This window comes from Bacillus sp. LB7, assembly GCF_030449715.1.
In the GTDB taxonomy this organism is placed as follows: Bacteria; Bacillota; Bacilli; order Bacillales; family Bacillaceae; genus Bacillus; species Bacillus paralicheniformis.
This window is the reverse complement of record NZ_JASGCA010000015.1, coordinates 47,929-68,198: the sequence shown is the minus strand read 5'-3', so window position 1 is coordinate 68,198 and position 20,270 is coordinate 47,929. Positions and strand designations below refer to the sequence as shown.

The window sequence follows — 20,270 nt, the reverse complement described above, 5'->3', positions numbered from 1 at the left end:
TCAGGCTTTTTTTAGGTCTATTTTCACAGAAAATAAAAAAGTAGTTGACGAAAGCGTTATCACATAATAAAATGAAAGCGTATTAAAAAATAAATACCGGGGATTGTGACTGGTAAAGCAGGCAAGACCTAAAATTTGCTAGATGAATGGGGAGAATCTATCCGCCATTCGTTGGTGAATTTTAGGTCTTTTCTGCTTTTTTTAAAAAAAAAGGAGGAGTCATCATGAATCACAAAGAAATCGCCGTACGTCTTATACAGCTTCTTGGCGGAGAAGATAATGTTATCAGTGCAGCTCATTGTGCGACAAGGCTTCGTTTGGTGATCAAGGACGAAGAGAAAATCGACCAGGAAAAGGTCGAAGAGCTGGAAGGTGTAAAAGGAGCCTTTTCGAGCTCTGGTCAATACCAGATTATTTTCGGAACAGGACTTGTTAATAAAGTGTATGAACAGTTTGCCAAAGAGCTGAATCTTGACCAAAAGGAAACGGTTCAGCACAGCGATGCTGCAAAGGGAAAAATGAATCCTTTGGCGCGATTCGCGAAAACGCTGTCAAACATTTTCGTGCCAATCATTCCGGCCATTGTTGCAAGCGGTTTATTAATGGGGCTGTTGGGGATGATGAAGGCATTTCAGTGGGTCGATCCTGATGCGGCGCTGTATAAAATGCTTGATATGTTCTCAAGCGCGGCATTTATTATCCTTCCGATCTTGATCGGTGTCAGTGCTGCGAAAGAATTTGGCAGCAATCCTTACCTGGGGGCTGTACTTGGAGGTATTTTAATTCACCCGAGCTTGTTCAATCCTTGGGGACTGGCAACTGCATCACCGGATGTCATGAACTTTTACGGACTCAAAATCGAGATGCTTGGCTATCAAGGAACCGTTGTTCCCATTTTGCTTGCCGTGTATGTGATGAGTAAAATCGAAAAAGGCGTAAGAAAAATTGTTCCAAACGCGATCGATCTTTTAGTGACACCATTTGTCACGATTATTTCAACGGGATTTATTGCCTTTATCGCGATCGGTCCTTTAGGAAGAATGCTTGGTACAGGGATCACAAACGTTTTAACTTATGTGTATGATCTTGCCGGACCTGTTGCCGGACTGATTTTCGGGGGAACATACTCGCTGATCGTTTTAACTGGTGTTCACCACAGTTTCCACGCGATTGAGGCCGGCCTTATCGCTGATATCGGCAGGAACTACCTGCTTCCGATCTGGTCTATGTCCAATGTCGCCCAAGGCGGGGCCGGACTTGCCGTATTCTTTTTGGCAAAGCGCGCAAAAACAAAAGAAATCGCTTTACCTGCTGCTTTCTCTTCTTTTCTCGGCATTACCGAACCTGTTATTTTCGGCGTTAACCTCCGTTACCGCAAGCCGTTTATCGCGGCAATGGCCGGCGGAGCGCTCGGTGCTGCATACGTTGTCTTTATGAATGTTGCGGCAAACGCCTACGGTTTGACGGGAATTCCGATGATTGCGATTGTCGCCCCGCTTGGAATGGGCAACCTGATCCATTATTTGATCGGAATGGCGATCTCTGTGTCTGTCGCGTTTATCACAGCCTTTATCTTAGGCATTAATGAAGACGAGAAAAAGTGACGGAAGGAGGGGAAAACGATGAACCAAGATCAGGAGCTTCGTCAAATGGCAATAAACCGGGTTGAAGAATACCGGGATATTGTAAACCTTGATCCCTATCGGCTGCATTATCATATCATGCCTCCTGTCGGACTGCTGAATGATCCGAACGGGTTCATTCAGTGGAAGGGAGTTTACCATCTTTTTTATCAGTGGATGCCTTTTAAAACGGGGCACGGTGCAAAGCTGTGGGGGCACTACTCTTCAACAGATCTCGTGAACTGGCGGCATGAAGAGATCGCCCTCACGCCGAGCGACTGGTTTGATAAAAACGGCTGTTATTCAGGAAGCGCGATCGCTGAACATGATGTGCTCCACCTGTTTTATACGGGGAATGTCAGAGACGGCGAGGGAAATAGGGAGGCCTATCAATGTCTCGCCGTCTCGAAAGACGGCATCTCTTTTGAAAAACAGGGGGTTGTTGCAAGGCTACCGAAAGGATATACGGCTCACTTCCGCGATCCGAAAGTTTGGAAAAAGAATGGCAGCTGGTACATGGTACTCGGCGCCCAGACTGAAAATCTTGAGGGCAGGGTGGTGCTGTTTCAATCGGATAATTTGAAAGACTGGCAGTTCCTTGGCGACATCACAGGTTCAAATACAGATCAACTCGGGGAATTCGGCTATATGTGGGAATGCCCTGACATGTTCGAACTGGACGGCAAAGACGTCTTAATTGTCTGTCCGCAAGGCCTTGAAGCAGAAGAGATGCGCTACCAAAACGTCTATCAGTCAGGTTATTTTGTCGGTGAATTGAACGAGCAGAAACCAGATTTTACACACGGAGATTTTGAAGAGCTTGACCGCGGCTTTGATTTTTATGCGCCGCAGACGACAAAAGACGAATCAGGCCGGAGGATATTGGTTGCCTGGATGGGTGTTCCAGACCAGGACGAACAGAGCCAGCCGACGATTCCGCATCAATGGGTGCACTGTATGACATTGCCGAGGGAATTGCATTTGCAAAACGATAAAATCGTTCAAAAACCGGTCGCGGAGCTTAGAAATCTCCGTCAAAACGAAAAACACGCAGCTATATCACTTAATCAAGCCACCGAAAAACTGGACATTGTTCAACCGGACAAAACCGAGCTTTTGATCAGCCCGCAACTTATTGAAGAGAGCTTTGAGATTTCCTTCAGGGGTGCCGCGCGACTCATTTACAATAAAGCAGACGGCATCATAACCTTGGAGAGAAACAGCTATGTTGATGAAAGAGCGGAAGCCAGACAGTGCCGTTTGCAGGAGCTTCGCGATTTAAACATCTTTTTAGACGCGTCTTCTATTGAAATCTTCGTCAATGGGGGAGAGGAAGTCTTTACGGCGAGATATTTTCCTTACCCGGGAAATAATGATGTTTGGATCAGTGCCAGAAAAGAAATCATAGTGAATGTGACATCCTGGACGTTGGTATAAAGGGAGCGGCTGCGGTTTGCTATTTTCTGTACAATCCCTTTATGATATGCTTTTTTTAGAGAGAGTGCAGTATAAAGGGGTTGTTTTTTTGGATCAAAACCAGCAGAAGTTGACAGCCGTGCGTTTGAAAAAAATAGCGGATCATATTGAGGATACGAGAGAGGAATACAATGGTTTGCTTCTTCAGATGAAGAAGCTGATCGGCGGTATTGAAGATAAAACAATTCCGAATGATGAAGAAATACAAAAAAAACTTCAAGACACGTATGAACAAATGAAAGAATATGCTCTTTTTGTGGAATCGATCGAGACTTTTTTAAGATCATCTGCAAGAACGATGAAACGCGAAAGCTAAATAAAAGCCAGCCCCTTTTAATGGGGCTGGTTATTTATTTGCCGCTGAGCCGTAAAGCAGAGTGCTTCGTCGGCCCGACGTATTGATTCAAACGGAACGATTCGCGGATCGCTTCCGTAATAAACGTTTTTGCAGAATATATGGCTTCTTTTACATTTGAACCTTTGGCAAGTTCAGCCGTAATCGCTGCGGAATAGGTGCAGCCCGCCCCGTGAGTGTATGGAGTTTCAATTCTTTCTCCTTCGAGGACTTCTGCATCGCGGCCATCAAATAATACATCTACCGCTTTTTCGTGATTCAGTTTGCCTCCCCCTGTAATGAGGACGTGTTCAGCGCCGAGGCCGTGAATGACTTTTGCCGCTTCCTTCATTTGCTCAACCGTTTTAATTTCTCCAAGTCCGCTGAGCTGGCCGGCTTCAAAAAGGTTTGGCGTAATGACCGTGGCAAGCGGAGCCAGAAGCTCTCTTAAAGCCTTTGCGTGTTCGGGATACAGCACTTCATTTGCCCCTTTACATACCATAACGGGATCAATGACGACATTTTTCATGCTGTGCTTCTTGATTGTGTCTGCAGCCAATTCAATAATGTCAACGGTCGGAAGCATGCCTGTTTTCATCGCATCTACCCCGATGCCGTCCACAATCGTCGACAGCTGGGCGCGGATGACTTCCGTATCAACCGGGAATACCTGATGATTCCAATTGTTCTCAGGGTCCATGGCGACAACAACCGTAAGGGCCGTCATTCCATAGACGTTCTTTTCTTGGAACGTTTTTAGGTCCGCCTGAATGCCGGCGCCTCCGCTTGAGTCAGAGCCGGCGATTGTCAGTGCTTTGTGCATTGTCATGTTCAGTCAATCCTCCACGATAAGAGATTCCATCCAAAGTTGGTTTATTACTTATTATAGACAGCTTTTCGCAAGATCACAATGAAATGGCTGCCGCTTTATAGTGCAGCGGTCCTCTGCCAAATTTCATGAATGGATTGGCATAAAAAACCAAACCATCTTTTGATCCATGTGAAATTATTCGCATTATGATTTAATATGTTTAGAATGAAATAAGAAGGAGCGTATATTACAAACATGAACATATCTATCGTAGTTGTCACGCACAACCGGGTCACCGCTTTGTGCGAATTGCTTGAATCCATTACAAAACAGTCTGTTGCGCCGTTTGAAGTCATTATTGTTAATGATGCCGGGGAGAGCGTCGACTTTGTTGAGCGCCTTTATTCAGACCTTCCGATCAGAGTTATCCATCTGAAAGAAAACGTGAAGCATGTAAAAGCGAGAAATATAGGGGTGAAAGAAGCTTCCGGAGATGTTATTATGCTGTGTGATGATGATGATTTTTTCACTCCGTGCCATATGGAAAGAATGTTGAATGCGCTGGAGACCGCTGATTTTGTTTATTCGGATGCTGAGATTGTGTCTTTCGAAGAAAAAGAGGATAAAAGAATTCCGACAAGCCGTTATCTTTTTGCGTATTCCTTTAACTTGGATGAAATGAGGAAGTTTTCTACATATGTTCCTTCAGGGAGTATGTACAAACGGTCTCTTCATGACGAGATCGGCTATTTTGATCCTGCCGTCCACAATTATTGGGATTGGGACTTTTTCCTGAGAGCAGCTGAGCGGTTTCGCGTGAAAAGGGTTCCTTTTGCAAGCGTAATCTATGCGTTTTCAGATCAGGGTGACAACCAATCCGGAGATCTTGGCGGAATGAGACAGTATTATTTGGATGTCTTGAGTGAAAAGCATCAGCTTGGCAAGCTGCCGACAAAGAACTTTTTCGTACTTCTCGAAGAACCTGCCATGAAAAAAAGGGAGGCGGAAAGCGAAATCGTCTGGGACGGAAAACCTGTCGCATCCAGGCTTTCCGCCGCAAGACAATTGAGTTAAGGAGGCCTGAACATTGAAACAGATTTTGAATGACAGCTGGTGGCAGCAGCTAAAGGACGAGTTTAATAAGCCTTACTATCAAGAACTGAGGGAAATGCTGAAAAGGGAGTATGCAGAACACACCGTATATCCTGAACCGAACGATATATACAATGCTTTGCATTATACTTCCTATGAAAATGTGAAAGTCGTGATTCTCGGCCAGGATCCGTATCACGGTCCGGGTCAGGCCCATGGCTTAAGCTTTTCCGTCCAACCCGGCGTCAATCCGCCGCCTTCTTTGAAAAATATTTTTATAGAATTGCAGAATGACATTGGCGCCGACATCCCCAATCACGGTTCTCTCGTCAGTTGGGCGAAGCAAGGCGTTCTGCTGCTGAACACCGTTTTGACCGTGAGACGGGGTCAGGCAAATTCGCATAAAGGAAAAGGCTGGGAACAACTGACAGACAGTATCATAGATGTTTTAAACAAAAGAGATAAGCCGGTCGTTTTTATTCTCTGGGGCCGGCATGCCCAAATGAAAAAAGAACGAATCGATACATCCAAGCATTTCATTATCCAATCGCCGCATCCGAGCCCATTCTCGGCTAGAAACGGGTTTTTCGGGAGCAGACCGTTTTCAAGAGCCAATCAGTATTTGGAACAAATCGGTGATGAGCCGATTGATTGGTCCCTTCCGAATCTTTAAAATCGCGAGAACCGCTGAAATAAGCGGTTCTTCGTTTTGTCTGGCTCCTATCTACCTGAGAAGTTTTTTGATGATCCGCAGCCCGTTTTTTGATGAAGGGTAACGAAATGAAATGTCAAACAGGTTAGTCTGTTTTAAAACGCTTTTCTCATGGGAAAACGTCTTAAAGCTGTAATACCCATGGTAACTTCCGATTCCGCTTTCACCTACGCCGCCAAAGGGGAGATAAGGTGTGGCTTTGTGCATCAGCGTGTCATTGATGCATCCCCCGCCAAATGAAATCCGGCTGAGGATGTGATTCTGTACCGCTTTTTCATTCGTAAACAAATAGAGCGCGAGCGGTTTAGGGCGGCTTTGAACCATTTGGATAACGTCTTCGATTGTTTCATAGCCGATGACGGGAAGGAGCGGCCCGAAAATTTCTTCCTGCATGATCGGCGATTCCCAGTCAGGTTCATCGATAATGGCCGGAGCAATTTTAAGTGCGTCTTTTTGATACGTTCCGCCTGTAACGATATTCTCGTTGTGTAAAAAGCGGAGTAACCGTTCGAAATGACGTTCGCTTATGATTTTTCCGTACGCCGGATGGCTTTCCGGCGCTTTTCCGTAAAATGTTTGGATCGATTGCTTGAGAGCGCGCATCAGCCCGCTTTTTACATCTTTGTGTACGAGCAGATAATCAGGCGCAATGCACGTCTGCCCTGCGTTTGTCAGCTTTCCGAAAACAATCCTTTGAGCTGCAAGCTTAAGATCAGCATCCTTGTGCACGATGCAGGGGCTTTTTCCGCCAAGCTCAAGTGTGACTGGAATGAGCTGTTTTGCTGCGGCTTCCATGATGACTTTGCCCACGGGAACACTGCCTGTAAAAAAGATATAGTCAAATTTTTGCCGCAAAAGCTCTTGATTCGTCTCCACCCCGCCCTCAATAACGGACACATATTCGGGTGGAAAGATTTCCTTCATCATCTTGGATATGACGCTTGATACGGCGGGAGCAAGCTCTGACGGTTTGATGACGGCGGTATTCCCCGCAGCAAGTGCGCCGATCAGGGGCGAAACGGCAAGCTGAAACGGATAGTTCCATGGCGCGATGATCAGGACCGTGCCGTAAGGCTCCGCAATGACGATGCTTTTTGAACCGATGTGCGAGACGGCCGTTTTGGCCTTTTTCGGCTTGGCCCATTTTTTTAATCGTCTGCTGATGAAGCGGATTTCTTCCAGTACAATGCCTATTTCCGTCATATAGGCTTCGTGCTCTGATTTATTAAGGTCTTGCTGAAGGGCTTCAAGTATGTCCCGTTCATATTTTTTTACAGCATCTTTAAGAATGTTGAGCTGTTCCAGACGATTTTCAACAGCGAGTGTTGCCCCGCTTAAAAAATATCGCTTTTGCTCGGTAACGGTCGTTTCGATGGAGAGTGTACGTTCTGCTGCCATTCCCTGTTTCCTTTCGCTTTTAGAAATTCGAGTGAAGTTTTTTTCATTATGTGTGACAGCCTTTTCAGCTGTCAACTTCTAGCCGTAAGAAAATCGGCGTTTTCCACCTGCGTTTGCCTGCAGATATCTTTTTTAAAAGTGCAAAAGGCCATATTTCACAGCAGGAGAGGCAATTTTTCGCAATGGATATTTGCAAAGTGCATTCGGCACGAGAGAAGTTAATTTGGTAAAATGAAATGGAAACTGAAAACGGTTTGGAGGATCGATTTGATGAACATACATATATCAAGTTTGCTGCAGAAGATGGAGGACGAATTGAAAAAAGCAAAGGAATGCAGCCAGGAAAACGAATTGAAAATGCACATCGCGGTTATCCGCTCCCTTTGCGACGTCATTGTTGAACCGCAGCAGCGGCCGTCCGTCCAGTCTTCACCCTATGTTCAAACGGCCAATAAACCATCGAGCGACCAGCTGATGCTAGAAAAAATGATGGGGAGCGCCGGTGCTGAACAATACAAAAAACAAGAGAAACAAAAGCATGAAGATGACGGCAACGGAGATTCTATTTTTGATTTCTAGGCGCCGTCCGGCTGTTTTAAAAAAGAGAGGTTGATCAACTTGAAACTGCTTTTTGGGGCTTTACAATGGACGGCATTTATTATTGCGTCCGCAATCGTGGTGCCCATTGCAATCGGGCAGTCATTTGGGCTGAACCAGGCAGAGACAGCAGGGCTGGTTCAAAGCACTTTTTTCGTGCTCGGCACAACGGCTTTTATCCAATGTTTATTGGGACACCGCCTGCCGATTAATGAGAGTCCGGCTGGCCTCTGGTGGGGCGTGTACACGATTTATTCCGGTCTAACTGGGACCGTATTTGCGACTCATATCGAAACGCTTCAGGGGCTACAGGGAGCGATGCTGTTAAGCGCGGTTTTCTTCTTTATTTTTAGTTTATTTAAAGTCATTGATAAGCTGGCTGTGATGTTTACCCCTGTTGTGACGGGCATTTATTTACTGTTGCTGGTCATCCAGCTTAGCGATCCGATCGTTAAAGGTGTCATGGGGATCGGCTACCGGAAAAACGAGGTCGATATCCCCGTGTTTTTGCTGGCGGTTGTGATCATGCTGGCTACGTTTCTGATGAGCCGGTCAAACATTCCGGTTCTTAAGCAATATTCAATTTTAATTGCGCTTTTCGGCGGCTGGGTCTTATTTGCCGTATTCGGCGTGGCGAAGGCGCCTGAGCATGCGAACCAGCTGTTCCGCCTTCCGGATATTTTTCCGTTCGGAATGCCGCTGTTTGACAGCGGATTAGTCGTAACCTCGCTGTTTATTACAGTGTTGTTAATCGTCAATATGCTCGCCAGCATACGGGTGGTTGAAGGAGCGGTCAGACAGTTTGAGAAGCTGGAGGAGAGGAAGCGGGCCCGTCCGGCCGGATTTATCGCCTCCGTCAGCCATTTGCTGAGCGGATTGCTCGGAGCTGTAGGCACGGTGCCGATATCCGGGGCGGCCGGGTTTATCCAAACGACGAGAATGTCTTCGAAAAAACCGTTTTTGCTCGGGAGTCTGATCGTGATCGTCATCAGCTTTTTCCCGCTGGTCATGAATACTTTTGCCAGCCTGCCGTCTCCGGTCGGCTTTGCGGTGAACTTCGTCGTGTTTTCAACGATGGTCGGCCTGGCATTTGCCGAATTCGATTCTTATGAAAAGGACGAGGCGGGCCGCATCCGTTTTGTTACCGGGATTGCGCTCCTTGCCGGCGTGGGGGTCATGTTTGTACCTGAAAGTGCTTTGGAAGGAATGCATCCTGTTTTTGTTTCTATTTTAAGCAATGGGCTTGTCCTTGGAACAATTGTAGCGATTGCTGCGGAACAGATGCAGCTTCGGAAAAAGAAATTTGACAATATCGTGTCATGAGATGTGCAAACGTTGAAATTAAAGGCGTGTGCGCTATGATGATAAAACAAAGGCGGGGGATTTGATCATGAAATTATTTTTAATTTTAGGTGCTGTCAATGCTATGCTTGCGGTTGCTTTAGGGGCGTTCGGAGCTCATGGTCTTGAAGGGAAAATTCCCGAGAAATATTTGCAAATCTGGCAGACCGGCGTCCAGTATCATATGTATCATGCGCTCGGTTTAATTGCCGTCGCGCTCATCGCGGCAAAGATTACAGATGCGGGAAGCGTAACTGCGGCAGGTTGGCTGATGTTTGCCGGAATCGTTTTATTTTCAGGAAGTTTATATGTCCTCAGCCTTACGCAAATCAGCGTCCTCGGTGCGATTACTCCGCTGGGCGGCGTGGCGTTTATTGCCGCATGGATCATGGTTGTTGTTTCAGCGGTCAAATACTTGTAGCTTTACTAAAAAGCCAATCTCCTGAAAAGGATTGGCTTTTTTTATTTTAACAGGGGCTGATTCATGGTAATTTAATGTTATGAACAGGGCGAAAGACCCGGCTTTTGCATTTTGACAGAAGGGATGTGCATGGCGGAGAAGCGGTCTCCGTTCAAAGATGAAAATTAAAGTGATCATTGCGGATGACAATTCATTCATAAGAGAGGGTATGAAAATCATATTGAGCACTTATGATGAATTTGAAGTGCTGGCGACGGTGGAGGATGGCTTGCAAGCGGTCGAATTTTGCCGCGGCCAAGCTGTGGATATCGCACTGCTTGATGTCCGCATGCCCAACATGGATGGAGTGGAAGCTGCGCGGCTCATTTCAGAAACGGGCGCCAAGCCTTTTATTTTAACAACGTTTGATGACGACGAATACATCGTCGCTGCAATACGGAACGGAGCAAAAGGATATTTGGTGAAAAATGCCGAGCCTGAGCGAATCAGAGACGCGATTAAAAGCGTGTACAACGGCCATACTGTCATGCAGGATATCATCCTCGACAAGATTAAGTCCAATTTGGCGGAGCATAAAGAAGCGGAATCCAAAATAGACGAAAGCCTGTTTACCGAACGCGAGCTCGGAATTATGGCCCTGATTGCCAGAGGGCTGTCCAATAAAGAAATATCGAAAGAACTGTTTATTTCTGAAGGTACGATTGCCAATTATATTTCCTCGATTTTGGGGAAAACAGGGCTTGAACACCGGACGCAAATCGCAATTTATTATTTAACTGGAAAAGTTAACTTTTAATCTGGGGGATCACCATGGAATTGCGGATTATGACCGGCAAACTGATTTTGCTGGGATTTATCATCTATCAATGCGTTTCTTCGGAAATTGACAATCTGCCGTGGCTTGTGTTCAGCATTCTTGTTTACGCCTGTATGAACCTCGGGATTGCAATTTTATCTGAAGGAAAAATAAAAAAGCTTTTTATTATTATGTCTGTCATCATTTCAATTTTTTCTTATGCCGAGGTGCACCCCCTATTTATTTTATTTCTTCCTTTTAGCCTGTATGAAGGAGCAGCTGATTTCGGGCTGCCGAAGTGGATGGTACTTGCCGCTTCAATCGTTCCGGTTTTGTTTATCAATGAAAGCATCTCAGCGGTCTACGCGTTGACAGCCGCTTTTCAATTTTTGCTGTACTGGGCGGCAAGCCAAGATGCAGCGCGGATTGAAAAGCTTGAACATCATATCGATCAAACGAGAAGAGACCTAGAGAAGGTAACAAACATGCTGCGGGAAAACAAAGAGTTTATCAGACAATCCAAATATACGTATAAGCTTGAGGAGCGGAACCGGCTTTCCCAGGAAATACACGATAAAATCGGCCATTCCATGACAGGAGCGCTGATTCAGCTCGAAGCGGCGAAGCGCGTCCTTGACATAGACAAGGAAAAAGCTTCCGAGCTCCTGCAAAACGCGATTAACATCTCCAAGGAAGGGATCGAAAATATCAGATTGACGTTAAAAAGCGTCAAGCCGCCCTCAGAACAGATGGGTATCCATAGATTGAAGCTGTTTATCGATGAATGTTCGGCGCGGTATCATATGAATATTTCATTTTTGCATAAAGGCGATTTGGATGTTATTTCTCAAATTCAGTGGAAGATTATGTTTGAAAATATCACCGAAGCACTGACAAACTCGGTGAAATATGCAGAAGCGACACATGTATCCATCTATATTCATGTGCTGAATACGCTCATTAAAGCCGAAGTGAAAGACAATGGAAAAGGGCGGCAGAAAATCAAGAAAGGGGTGGGGATCATCGGGATGGAGGAACGGGCCGCTTCTGTTAACGGAAAGGTGATTGTTGACGGTTCGAACGGCTTCTCTGTCACCACCCTGCTGCCCAAGCATGAATGATTTCATGAATTGAATATGAATTTTCTCATGTGAAAAAGATGAAATGCTGCACTGCCGCACCTTTCATCTTTTTTTTATAATGAAATTAAAATGAGGTGAGAACATGAATGTATTGGAAATCCATCATCTAACGAAAAAATTTGGCGACTTTGTTGCTGTCGATAATATATCACTCTCAATCGAAGAGGGCGAAATATTTGGATTGCTCGGCGCAAACGGGGCCGGAAAAAGCACGACCATTCACATGATCTCGAGTTTGCTGAGAAGCAATGAAGGCGAGATTTTGATTCTCGGAAAAAAAATTGCGAAACACCGTAAGTTCGCCAAAATGAATATTGGCATTGTTCCGCAGGATCTGGCCATTTACGAGGATTTGACGGCATATGAAAATGTGAAGTTTTTCGCCGGGCTCTATGGTCTGCGCGGAGCCCATTTGCACAATCGGGTGGAAGAAGCATTGCAGTTCGTCGGTTTAAGCGATAAGCATAAAAGCTTTCCGAAAAACTTTTCCGGCGGGATGAAAAGAAGGCTCAATATCGCCTGCGCGATCGCCCACAGGCCAAAGCTGATCATCATGGACGAACCGACGGTTGGAATTGATCCGCATTCGAGAAATTATATTTTGGAATCCGTCAAAAAGTTAAATGCGATGGGATGTACGATTATTTACACGAGCCATTATATGGAGGAAGTTGAAGAGATCTGTACAAGGATCGCCATCGTTGATCACGGAAAAATTATCGCCGAAGGAACGAAGGAGCAGCTGCAATCGATCATTACCAACACGAAAGATATTCAAGTCGTTCTTAAATCTGCGGAAAATATCGATATCGGCGAACTGAAAGCGATCAGCGGTGTAGAGGCGGCTGCCATTGAAGACAATACGCTCAAAATCAACTCGGATGCAGGCGTCAATAATTTAAACCAGATTATTGAAAAGCTGATGAAAAACGGGGCCGAGATTCGTTCATTGGAAGAAAAAGCGCCTAATTTAGAAACCGTGTTCCTGACCTTGACCGGAAGACAGTTGCGCGATTAGAAAGGGGGGGCCATGGTTTGAATACACTCATCATTGCGAAAAAAGAAATTGTATCGGCTTTTCGGGACAAGCGGACATTCCTTTTTATGCTGGCATTTCCGATTGTACTGATTATGATTTTAGGCACCGCGCTGACGAACGCTTTCGATCAACAAGCAGCAGCGGTCGGCGAGGTTCATGTTCTGTATAAAGACAAGGCTGACGGAGCGTTTTCGGAAGGTTTTAAAACATTCGCAAAAGAAGCGAAAACATCCGGCGTTCATTTTAAAAAAGTATTGTCCGATATGGATGGAAGACAAGAAATCAAACAAGGGAACTACGATGCTTACCTTGAGATCGAAAACAGCGGCATCAAGCTTTACCAAATGGATAAAAACAGTATGAAAAACAGCATTATTCAAGGAATGCTGACCGCGTTTGCAAACCGGTACAATGCTGCAGCGGAGATCATCAAAGCCGCTCCTGAGCAAGCGGGTGCCGTGCTCGGGAACACACCGGGCGACCATTATATCAAGGAGACGTCGCTCAGCTCAGATAGAAAGCCCGGCTCCATAGATTATTACGCGGTTACTATGACCACTCTGATCGCGCTTTACAGTGCACTAAGCGCCAGTTATTTAATAAGGGGAGAGCGGCTTGGAAAAACAGCCGACCGGCTGATCGCCGCACCGGTTCTTAAAGGCGAGATTTTTGCCGGCAAGCTGATTGGCAATCTTGTGACAAACGGATTGTGTATTTTTGCCGTCGTCATATTCAGCAAATACGTATTTAAAGCGAACTGGGGAGATCATATTGGACTCGTGGCGGCCGTGCTGTTCAGCATCGTATTGTTTGCCGTATGCCTCGGCCTCGGCGTCAGTTATTTGACGAGAACGGGGGAAGCGGCAGTGGCGATCATTAACGTGTTGATTCCGCTGGTTGCGTTTTTCGGAGGCGCTTATTTTCCTGTCGACGGTACGGAAGGTGTTTTAGCTTTGATCAAAAACCTGTCTCCGCTCGCCTGGACGAACGAAGCTATTATGAACATTATATTTGCGGACGATCTAGCGGCGGGGCTGCCCGCCATCTTGCTGAACATCGGTTTATCCCTGTTATTTCTGCTGATTGCCGTTGTCTCATTGCAGAGAAGGGAGGGGCTGTAAGATGAAAGAAATGCTATGGCTTGTCAAAAACACACTGAATGTCACCTTCAAAAAGAAGATCAATATCTTTCTGTTTGTATGTCTGCCCTTACTAGGCATATTCGTATCGCTTTTAACAGAGGGAAGCATGGACAAGACAGATTTGCGCGTTGGAATTATCAATCATGACGGTGGACGAATCGCCGAGGATACTAAGGATTTTTTGAAGGGGATCGAGAATGTCAACATCAGCACGGTCAGTGAAGCAGAAGGGAAAAGTCAAGTTGCGTCAGGGGAGCTTGATTGCGTCATTACGTTTGAACAAGGCTATTCTCAAAGCGTGCAGAGCGGAGAACCGGCTCATATCGCGATTGCATCTGTCAAAGGCGCTGAAATCACCGGATTTGTGAAATCGTATGTTTATCATTATATTGATAATATTGCCGCAATCGGCAAATCGGCGCAGGGGAATGAAAAGCGTTTTGAGGAAATGTATAAAAATTACCGGAGTTCTGAAACGGGTGTCAAAACATATACGGTTGAAGACACGGCGAAAAATAGAAACATGACGGAGCGGACGGTCGGTTTTCTTCTGATGGCGATGCTTTTTTCAGCGGGAAGCTTGACCGAACTGTTAGTGAAGGAAAAAGAGAACAGAACGTACTTCAGGCTTTTGACCACACCGATAACGGCAAGGCAGTACGTGATGTCCAACGTGGCCGTCAGTATGTCTGTCATCACATGCCAAATCTTTTTAACATTGATGATGGTGAAATATGTGTTCCGCATGGAGACCGGCATCTCATTTTGGGAGATGGCAGCGGTGCTGTTTATCTTTGCGCTAAGCGCGGTCGGCCTGGCATTGATCACAGTCGTCTTTGCAAACAGCTCCAAGTCATCCGGGGTATTGCGAAATTTAATTTTTATGCCAACGATCATGCTGTCCGGATGTTTTTGGCCGATTGAAATCATGCCGTCTTTCGCACAGCGTATCGCGGACTTTCTTCCGCAGCGATGGGTGCTGGATACGCTGGCGAAATTGCAGGAGGGACAGCAGCTTCAAAGTCTGTATTTGAATATCATGATCCTGTTTGCTTTCGCTGCTGTCTTTTTCCTCATCGTTATTTACAAATTCAAACGCAATAATGATGTGAGAAACTTTGCTTAATATTGATAAAAAAAAGGTTCGGTTTTAATTAAACCGAACCTTTATCTTGGGGTGTATGAGGCCATTGAATACGGATAATCATAAGTGATCGGCTCATCAAACGTAATATAGTCAAGATACACCATCAGCAGCAAATAGCGTGTGCCAGTTTTTCTGTCGCTTAAAATGATGTGGTCGCGGCCGGCTGCTTCAATTTCTCCCCGAAAGACTTTCGCATTCCATTCCGGATTGTTTTCGAATGTCATATATACGGTTGCCACTTTTCCGCGATTGAGCCGCAAAATGTTTTCAATGTAGGATTGCTCAAGCGGCAGCATGCCTGGGATGCTCGGCGAAGTCTGCTGTGCTGAAGGCATCGGAGGGACCTGGACTCCTGCCGGCTGCGGCTGAAACAGCTGTGGGCCGGGCTGCTGATGCGATTGCTGCCCTCCCATTTGGGTGAAAGGCTGCTGTCCCTGCTGCTGGTACATTTGCCCCATCTGTCCCATCTGCGGATAAGGGTTGGGCCCCATTTGCTGCCGGAAATCCGGCACCTCAAGCTCCTGAAGCGGCTGAAATTGATTTTTTTTAAATTTCATCTCGTTCCTCCTCATTTCATTGTGTCAAAGTCATGCCTACCGTCCATACATGAGGAATGATAAAGTGCTGCTATGAAGACGATCCGGCTGTAAAAGCAGGGGGGCTGACTCAAGATGATAGATCAATATTTCCCATCCCTTTTACAGTATGAACGGGCGGGATGGAATATGACGACACATCATGTTGGAAAGAGAAAAACAGAAAGACCGCTCGTGAAAAGAGCGGTCTTTCTGCATATCAACCAGTAATCACTTCATCTTCAGGATGGCGGATCGGCGCCTTCTTCGGCTTGGCCAGCGTAAACGCCATAGTCAAAGGCCCGACGCGGCCGATAAACATCATCATCATGATAACCGCTTTGCCTGCGGTCGTTAAATCAGGTGTCAGTCCCATTGACAGGCCGACCGTTCCAAAAGCGGAAAATACTTCAAAGACGATTTCCAAAAATGGAGCATTCTCTGTGATCGTCAATATAAATAATGCGAAAAGCACGAATAAAAAACTAATCACAATGATGGCCAAAGCTCTTAAAATGGTTTTCATCTTAATCGCCCTTTTGAACACAACCGTCTCGCTTTTTCCCTTTAAAAAGGTGATCGTCGCCAAGATCATCACGATAAACGTTGTCAGTTTAATTCCGCTCCCTGTTGACGCGCTTCCGGCTCCGATAAACATCAAAACGATGGTTAACAGGAGGGAAGGCGTTGTCATCTGGGCGATATCAAGCGTATTGAATCCGGCAGTTCTCGGTGTCACACCTTGGAAGTAAGCGCCCCACATTTTGTCGGCTAAAGGCAGTCCGCCGAGCGTACCCGGATTCGAGTATTCCAAAATAAAAATCAGCAAGGCGGCTGTCGTATTGATGATCAATGTTCCAACGATCATGAGCTTGGAATGCAGCGATAATGTCCGGAAGTTTCGCTTTGTCCATAAATCCAGCAGAACGGTAAAGCCGATACCCCCTGTAATGAAAAGGCCTGTGATGACAAGGTTGACAATCGGGTCGCCGACATATTGAGACAAGCTGTCCGGCCACAGGGAGAACCCCGCATTGTTAAAGGCTGAAATCGTGTTAAACAAACTATGAAACAAGCCTTTTTGCAAACCGTATTCAGGAACCCATCTGATCGAAAGGATCAAAAATGCGACAAATTCTATAACAATGGTGAAAATAAACAAATGCTTGACCAAGCGGACAAGTCCGCCTAAAGAAGTCTGGTTAAATGCTTCTTGCACGAGAATCCGCTGCTGCAAGCCGATTTTTTTGCCGATCATCATGACGACGAGGACGGCAAATGTCATTAAGCCGAGTCCGCCGATTTGAATCAGGCACATAATAACTGTTTGTCCGAAAACCGTAAAATCTGCCCCTGTATCGACAACGACAAGGCCCGTAACCGTAGTTGCAGAGGTGGCTGTAAATAAAGCATCCACCCATGAAATGTAAGTTGTGGAGGCACCGGGCAGCTTCAATAAACAGGCGCCGATCGCAATGATAATCAAGAAACTGAGCGCCAGCGTCTGCGGCGGACTAATATTGATGATCTTACCTTTTACAAGATTTGAAGAAACCAATTTAGGCATTTTTTCGTTCCTTTCTTCATCCATTCAGTCAAAACATGAATGGAGAAAAAGCAAGGTGATTTCAATTTTAAACACAGATGGTAATGTTTCAATAATGTCAATAATGTACAGCCAGATACATCGTTTGTCAACAAAAATCAGGAGAATGAAGAGAAGGAATGTAGACGGGTCTTTTGTCCTTTACTAAAGCACAGCGGAGAAAATCAAGAGGAGCAACGCCTGGTTAAATTCTATTATTTTGTATTTATTTTAAAAATATGACATGGAAAACATTTACTACCTGCTGGAAAAATGGTAGTTTTTAATAGAAATCACCAAAGTGCCGGCGCTTTGGAAAGAAGGCGTTGCTTGATGTTGCCTTTCTTGCACGCTTTCGTCATGACGAATGATGAAAAAAATGATGACCAGGGGGAATTGCTGTGTTGAAAAGAATGTATCGTTCTAAATTGTCAATCTTGGCGGTTAGTCTCGTGATGATGGTTGCGATTTTTCTGCCTTCATTCCAGGCCAGCGCTCAAACAACCAAAACTGAATCTGTCTACCGCCCGGCTGCGAAAGCTTCCTTGTATTCGGTGATAACAGGTGCCAGCAAACAGGAGTGGTCGTTCTCGGATATTGAGCTGACGTATCGTCCGAATTCAATTCTGGCGCTGGGAACGGTTGAATTTACATTGCCGTCGGGATTTTCCGCAACAACGAAAGATACCGTGAACGGAAGAGCGCTGACAACGGGGCAAATTTTGAATAACGGAAAAACGGTAAGGCTGCCGCTTACAATTGATCTGTTGGGCATTGCGGAGTTTAAGCTGGTGCTGGCAAACAAAACGCTGCCTGCCGCAGGGAAGTATACATTCCGGGCGGAGAACAGAGTGCTGGGGCTCGGATCGACTTTTTATGCTGAATCTTCAATCGAGGTGCAAAAAAGGGCGACTCCGCCTACACAGCCGTGCAACTGCAAGTAAATTAGGAAAAAAGCTCCAAAGACCTCGGTCTTTGGAGCTTTTTATCATTACACATGCAAAAATGCAGGCAGCTGTTCATTTGCGAGGCGGTTGCCGACAAAGAATGAACCGAATTCACCGTAGCGGGCGCTTACTTCATCGAAGCGCATTTCATAGACGAGCTTTTTGAACTGGAGTACATCATCTGAAAAGAGCGTGACGCCCCACTCATAATCGTCAAATCCGATTGAGCCGGTAATAATCTGTTTCACTTTTCCCGCATAGCCGCGTCCGATCATCCCGTGGCTGCGCATCAAGCTTCTTCTTTCTTCCATAGACAGCATGTACCAGTTGTCATCCCCCGATCTTCTTTTATCCATCGGATAGAAGCAGACATATTTGGCGGTCGGGAGCTCAGGGTACAGGCGTGCACGCACTTGCGGATTTTCGTAAGGGTCTCCGTCGCCGCTTCCCATATAGTTGCTCAGCTCGACAACAGATACGTATGAATAAGCAGGTATCGTGTATTCAGCGAGTTTAGATTTATTAAACTCAAGTTCAATTTGATTTAATTCCTCCATCGTAGGACGCAAAATCATCAGCATGAAGTCCGCTTTCTGGCCGACAATGCTGTAAAGTGTATGGCTTCCGTTACCTTCTTTTTGAGCAGCTCCCCATTTTTCAAGAAGACCTGTAAATTCGCTGATAATGATCTGGCGCTCATCGCTTGAAAGCATTTTCCATGCGGACCAGTCCATTGTCCGGAAATCGTGAAGGGCATACCAGCCGTCAAGCGTTTGTGCGGCTTCGTTCGTTTTTTGCTGTTCGCTCATTTTGCAATCACTCCCAATTTGTATGTACTTGCCTTCATCATATCATAGTTTGCCGCGTTTTATCCGTTTAGAAGATTTGAACAAAAGGTGACGATCTGTCGTATAACTGGGAAAGGCTGTTATATACTAATAGAAGTGTTTAAAGCCTGCCGCACTTAAAATTAATTTAAAAAAAGCGTTTAAAAAGTGAAAGCATTATAATAAAATACAGAAGGATTGAATTTATATCACAAAAGAGTATGCTTAATAGAGAAATGAAGTATTTGTGACACTTTCAAGGAGGGTATATAGTGGCAGATCTATTTACAACAGTGCAGGAAAAAGTAGCAGGAAAAGGAGTTAAAATCGTATTTCCGGAAGGTATGGACGAGCGCATTCTTAAAGCTGTCAACGACTTGGCCGGAAACAACGTGTTAAAGCCGATCCTTGTTGGAAACGAGCAGGAAATCAAAGATAAAGCGAACGGGTTGAATTTGACGCTGGATGGCGTTGACATATACGATCCTCATACATACGAAGGAATGGAAGACCTTGTTCAGGCTTTCGTTGAACGCCGCAAAGGAAAAGCGACGGAAGAACAGGCCCGCCAAATCCTTTTAGACGAAAACTATTTTGGAACGATGCTTGTTTATAAAGGACTTGCCGACGGTCTTGTCAGCGGTGCGGCTCATTCAACAGCGGATACGGTTCGCCCTGCACTGCAAATTATTAAAACAAAAGAAGGCGTGAAGAAAACTTCCGGCGTCTTTATCATGGCGCGCGGCGATGAGCAGTATGTATTCGCAGACTGTGCGATCAATATTGCGCCTGACAGTCAGGACCTTGCGGAAATCGCAATCGAAAGTGCGAACACAGCGAAAATGTTCAACATTGACCCTCGTGTCGCCATGCTCAGCTTTTCAACAAAAGGTTCGGCAAAATCAGACGAAACTGAAAAGGTAGCCAATGCGGTTGCAATCGCCAAAGAAAAAGCGCCTGAGCTTACACTGGACGGCGAATTCCAATTTGACGCGGCATTCGTTCCGTCTGTCGCTGAGAAAAAAGCGCCGGACTCCGTCATTAAAGGTGATGCAAACGTATTTGTTTTCCCAAGCCTTGAAGCGGGGAACATCGGCTATAAAATCGCTCAGCGCCTTGGCAACTTCGAAGCGGTCGGTCCGATTCTGCAAGGGCTGAACATGCCTGTAAACGACCTCTCAAGAGGATGCAACGCTGAAGACGTTTATAATCTTGCGCTGATTACGGCGGTTCAAGCGCTGTAATTTGTTTTTTTAAAAAGGTGAA

21 protein-coding genes are annotated in these 20,270 nt (G+C 45.7%); 16 read left to right on the top strand and 5 right to left on the bottom strand.

All coding sequences use genetic code 11. From position 1 onward, the window contains the following. Window positions 1-224: 224 nt before the first annotated feature. The 3 genes from QMZ64_RS17620 to QMZ64_RS17610 all read left to right on the top strand — a co-directional run bounded on the left by QMZ64_RS17620 (window position 225) and on the right by QMZ64_RS17610 (window position 3,414). The gene (locus QMZ64_RS17620) at window positions 225-1,604 is read left to right on the top strand and encodes a sucrose-specific PTS transporter subunit IIBC (RefSeq protein ID WP_265625384.1); all 1,380 of its coding nucleotides are present in this window, start codon (window positions 225-227) and stop codon (window positions 1,602-1,604) included. 18 nt (window positions 1,605-1,622) lie between these two features. Further along, window positions 1,623-3,059, top strand: coding sequence for a sucrose-6-phosphate hydrolase (locus QMZ64_RS17615; RefSeq protein ID WP_265625385.1), 1,437 nt, complete (start codon window positions 1,623-1,625; stop codon window positions 3,057-3,059). Window positions 3,060-3,147: 88 nt separating this feature from the next. Continuing rightward, window positions 3,148-3,414 (top strand): hypothetical protein, encoded by a 267-nt coding sequence (locus tag QMZ64_RS17610; protein WP_065644515.1) that lies wholly within the window; start codon window positions 3,148-3,150, stop codon window positions 3,412-3,414. 34 nt (window positions 3,415-3,448) lie between these two features. On the opposite strand, the gene QMZ64_RS17605 is transcribed toward QMZ64_RS17610, so the two are convergent. Further along, window positions 3,449-4,261, bottom strand: coding sequence for a bifunctional hydroxymethylpyrimidine kinase/phosphomethylpyrimidine kinase (locus QMZ64_RS17605; protein WP_243941655.1), 813 nt, complete (start codon window positions 4,259-4,261; stop codon window positions 3,449-3,451). 237 nt (window positions 4,262-4,498) lie between these two features. Here QMZ64_RS17605 and QMZ64_RS17600 point away from each other — a divergent pair, with 237 nt between their 5' ends. Further along, window positions 4,499-5,317 (top strand): glycosyltransferase family 2 protein, encoded by an 819-nt coding sequence (locus QMZ64_RS17600; RefSeq protein ID WP_020453338.1) that lies wholly within the window; start codon window positions 4,499-4,501, stop codon window positions 5,315-5,317. Window positions 5,318-5,330: 13 nt separating this feature from the next. Next, window positions 5,331-6,008 carry a uracil-DNA glycosylase gene (locus QMZ64_RS17595; protein ID WP_020453337.1) on the top strand — a complete coding sequence of 226 codons (678 nt, stop codon included), beginning with the start codon at window positions 5,331-5,333 and terminating at the stop codon, window positions 6,006-6,008. 51 nt (window positions 6,009-6,059) lie between these two features. Here the strand turns inward: QMZ64_RS17595 and QMZ64_RS17590 are convergent, their stop codons facing one another. Then, entirely contained in the window at window positions 6,060-7,445 is a 1,386-nt protein-coding gene (locus QMZ64_RS17590) for an aldehyde dehydrogenase (RefSeq protein ID WP_301441497.1), read from the bottom strand. Window positions 7,446-7,715: 270 nt separating this feature from the next. Between QMZ64_RS17590 and QMZ64_RS17585 the strand changes: the two genes are divergently transcribed. From QMZ64_RS17585 to QMZ64_RS17550, 8 genes are all read left to right on the top strand, one after another. Further along, entirely contained in the window at window positions 7,716-8,024 is a 309-nt protein-coding gene (locus QMZ64_RS17585; RefSeq protein ID WP_023857026.1) for a YwdI family protein, read from the top strand. Window positions 8,025-8,063: 39 nt separating this feature from the next. Beyond that, window positions 8,064-9,365 carry a purine/pyrimidine permease gene (locus tag QMZ64_RS17580; protein WP_243941659.1) on the top strand — a complete coding sequence of 434 codons (1,302 nt, stop codon included), beginning with the start codon at window positions 8,064-8,066 and terminating at the stop codon, window positions 9,363-9,365. A 67-nt stretch (window positions 9,366-9,432) separates the two neighbouring features. Beyond that, window positions 9,433-9,804 (top strand): DUF423 domain-containing protein, encoded by a 372-nt coding sequence (locus QMZ64_RS17575; RefSeq protein ID WP_065644517.1) that lies wholly within the window; start codon window positions 9,433-9,435, stop codon window positions 9,802-9,804. Window positions 9,805-9,961: 157 nt separating this feature from the next. Continuing rightward, window positions 9,962-10,600, top strand: a complete 639-nt coding sequence (locus tag QMZ64_RS17570) for a response regulator (protein WP_265625387.1) — start codon at window positions 9,962-9,964, stop codon at window positions 10,598-10,600. Window positions 10,601-10,614: 14 nt separating this feature from the next. Continuing rightward, window positions 10,615-11,721: a sensor histidine kinase gene (locus QMZ64_RS17565; RefSeq protein ID WP_265625388.1), complete on the top strand. Its 1,107-nt coding sequence runs from the start codon at window positions 10,615-10,617 to the stop codon at window positions 11,719-11,721. A gap of 103 nt (window positions 11,722-11,824) precedes the next feature. Beyond that, entirely contained in the window at window positions 11,825-12,760 is a 936-nt protein-coding gene (locus tag QMZ64_RS17560; protein ID WP_265625389.1) for an ABC transporter ATP-binding protein, read from the top strand. Window positions 12,761-12,777: 17 nt separating this feature from the next. Beyond that, entirely contained in the window at window positions 12,778-13,902 is a 1,125-nt protein-coding gene (locus QMZ64_RS17555; RefSeq protein ID WP_301441496.1) for an ABC transporter permease, read from the top strand. Between the two features lies 1 nt (window position 13,903). Beyond that, window positions 13,904-15,049: an ABC transporter permease gene (locus tag QMZ64_RS17550; protein WP_243941668.1), complete on the top strand. Its 1,146-nt coding sequence runs from the start codon at window positions 13,904-13,906 to the stop codon at window positions 15,047-15,049. 41 nt (window positions 15,050-15,090) lie between these two features. Here QMZ64_RS17550 and gerQ read toward each other — a convergent pair whose 3' ends face one another. Beyond that, window positions 15,091-15,627 (bottom strand): spore coat protein GerQ, encoded by a 537-nt coding sequence (gene gerQ, locus QMZ64_RS17545; RefSeq protein ID WP_243941670.1) that lies wholly within the window; start codon window positions 15,625-15,627, stop codon window positions 15,091-15,093. 114 nt (window positions 15,628-15,741) lie between these two features. Between gerQ and QMZ64_RS17540 the strand changes: the two genes are divergently transcribed. After that, the gene (locus QMZ64_RS17540; RefSeq protein ID WP_265625390.1) at window positions 15,742-15,876 is read left to right on the top strand and encodes a hypothetical protein; all 135 of its coding nucleotides are present in this window, start codon (window positions 15,742-15,744) and stop codon (window positions 15,874-15,876) included. On the opposite strand, the gene QMZ64_RS17535 is transcribed toward QMZ64_RS17540, so the two are convergent. Further along, window positions 15,866-17,212 carry a TrkH family potassium uptake protein gene (locus QMZ64_RS17535; RefSeq protein WP_265625391.1) on the bottom strand — a complete coding sequence of 449 codons (1,347 nt, stop codon included), beginning with the start codon at window positions 17,210-17,212 and terminating at the stop codon, window positions 15,866-15,868. The genes QMZ64_RS17540 and QMZ64_RS17535 overlap by 11 nt on opposite strands. A gap of 422 nt (window positions 17,213-17,634) precedes the next feature. Between QMZ64_RS17535 and bslA the strand changes: the two genes are divergently transcribed. Beyond that, complete coding sequence (bslA, locus tag QMZ64_RS17530; protein WP_189319643.1) at window positions 17,635-18,174, top strand: biofilm surface layer hydrophobin BslA; 540 nt, start codon at window positions 17,635-17,637, stop codon at window positions 18,172-18,174. A gap of 47 nt (window positions 18,175-18,221) precedes the next feature. Here the strand turns inward: bslA and hemQ are convergent, their stop codons facing one another. After that, the gene (gene hemQ, locus QMZ64_RS17525) at window positions 18,222-18,986 is read right to left on the bottom strand and encodes a hydrogen peroxide-dependent heme synthase (RefSeq protein ID WP_106070915.1); all 765 of its coding nucleotides are present in this window, start codon (window positions 18,984-18,986) and stop codon (window positions 18,222-18,224) included. A gap of 290 nt (window positions 18,987-19,276) precedes the next feature. Here hemQ and pta point away from each other — a divergent pair, with 290 nt between their 5' ends. Continuing rightward, window positions 19,277-20,248, top strand: coding sequence for a phosphate acetyltransferase (gene pta, locus QMZ64_RS17520; RefSeq protein ID WP_020453322.1), 972 nt, complete (start codon window positions 19,277-19,279; stop codon window positions 20,246-20,248). Window positions 20,249-20,270: the final 22 nt, after the last annotated feature.

What these genes read in the sequence shown, in the direction of transcription:
- QMZ64_RS17600 (WP_020453338.1), top strand. Translation starts at nt 4,499, where the DNA reads ATGAACATATCTATCGTAGTTGTCACGCACAACCGGGTCACCGCTTTG.
- QMZ64_RS17540 (WP_265625390.1), top strand. Translation starts at nt 15,742, where the DNA reads ATGATAGATCAATATTTCCCATCCCTTTTACAGTATGAACGGGCGGGA.
- QMZ64_RS17575 (WP_065644517.1), top strand. Translation starts at nt 9,433, where the DNA reads ATGAAATTATTTTTAATTTTAGGTGCTGTCAATGCTATGCTTGCGGTT.
- QMZ64_RS17620 (WP_265625384.1), top strand. Translation starts at nt 225, where the DNA reads ATGAATCACAAAGAAATCGCCGTACGTCTTATACAGCTTCTTGGCGGA.
- QMZ64_RS17535 (WP_265625391.1), bottom strand. Translation starts at nt 17,212, where the DNA reads ATGCCTAAATTGGTTTCTTCAAATCTTGTAAAAGGTAAGATCATCAAT.
- gerQ (WP_243941670.1), bottom strand. Translation starts at nt 15,627, where the DNA reads ATGAAATTTAAAAAAAATCAATTTCAGCCGCTTCAGGAGCTTGAGGTG.
- QMZ64_RS17585 (WP_023857026.1), top strand. Translation starts at nt 7,716, where the DNA reads ATGAACATACATATATCAAGTTTGCTGCAGAAGATGGAGGACGAATTG.
- QMZ64_RS17570 (WP_265625387.1), top strand. Translation starts at nt 9,962, where the DNA reads ATGAAAATTAAAGTGATCATTGCGGATGACAATTCATTCATAAGAGAG.
- QMZ64_RS17615 (WP_265625385.1), top strand. Translation starts at nt 1,623, where the DNA reads ATGAACCAAGATCAGGAGCTTCGTCAAATGGCAATAAACCGGGTTGAA.
- QMZ64_RS17565 (WP_265625388.1), top strand. Translation starts at nt 10,615, where the DNA reads ATGGAATTGCGGATTATGACCGGCAAACTGATTTTGCTGGGATTTATC.
- QMZ64_RS17560 (WP_265625389.1), top strand. Translation starts at nt 11,825, where the DNA reads ATGAATGTATTGGAAATCCATCATCTAACGAAAAAATTTGGCGACTTT.
- hemQ (WP_106070915.1), bottom strand. Translation starts at nt 18,986, where the DNA reads ATGAGCGAACAGCAAAAAACGAACGAAGCCGCACAAACGCTTGACGGC.
- QMZ64_RS17590 (WP_301441497.1), bottom strand. Translation starts at nt 7,445, where the DNA reads ATGGCAGCAGAACGTACACTCTCCATCGAAACGACCGTTACCGAGCAA.
- QMZ64_RS17550 (WP_243941668.1), top strand. Translation starts at nt 13,904, where the DNA reads ATGAAAGAAATGCTATGGCTTGTCAAAAACACACTGAATGTCACCTTC.
- QMZ64_RS17605 (WP_243941655.1), bottom strand. Translation starts at nt 4,261, where the DNA reads ATGACAATGCACAAAGCACTGACAATCGCCGGCTCTGACTCAAGCGGA.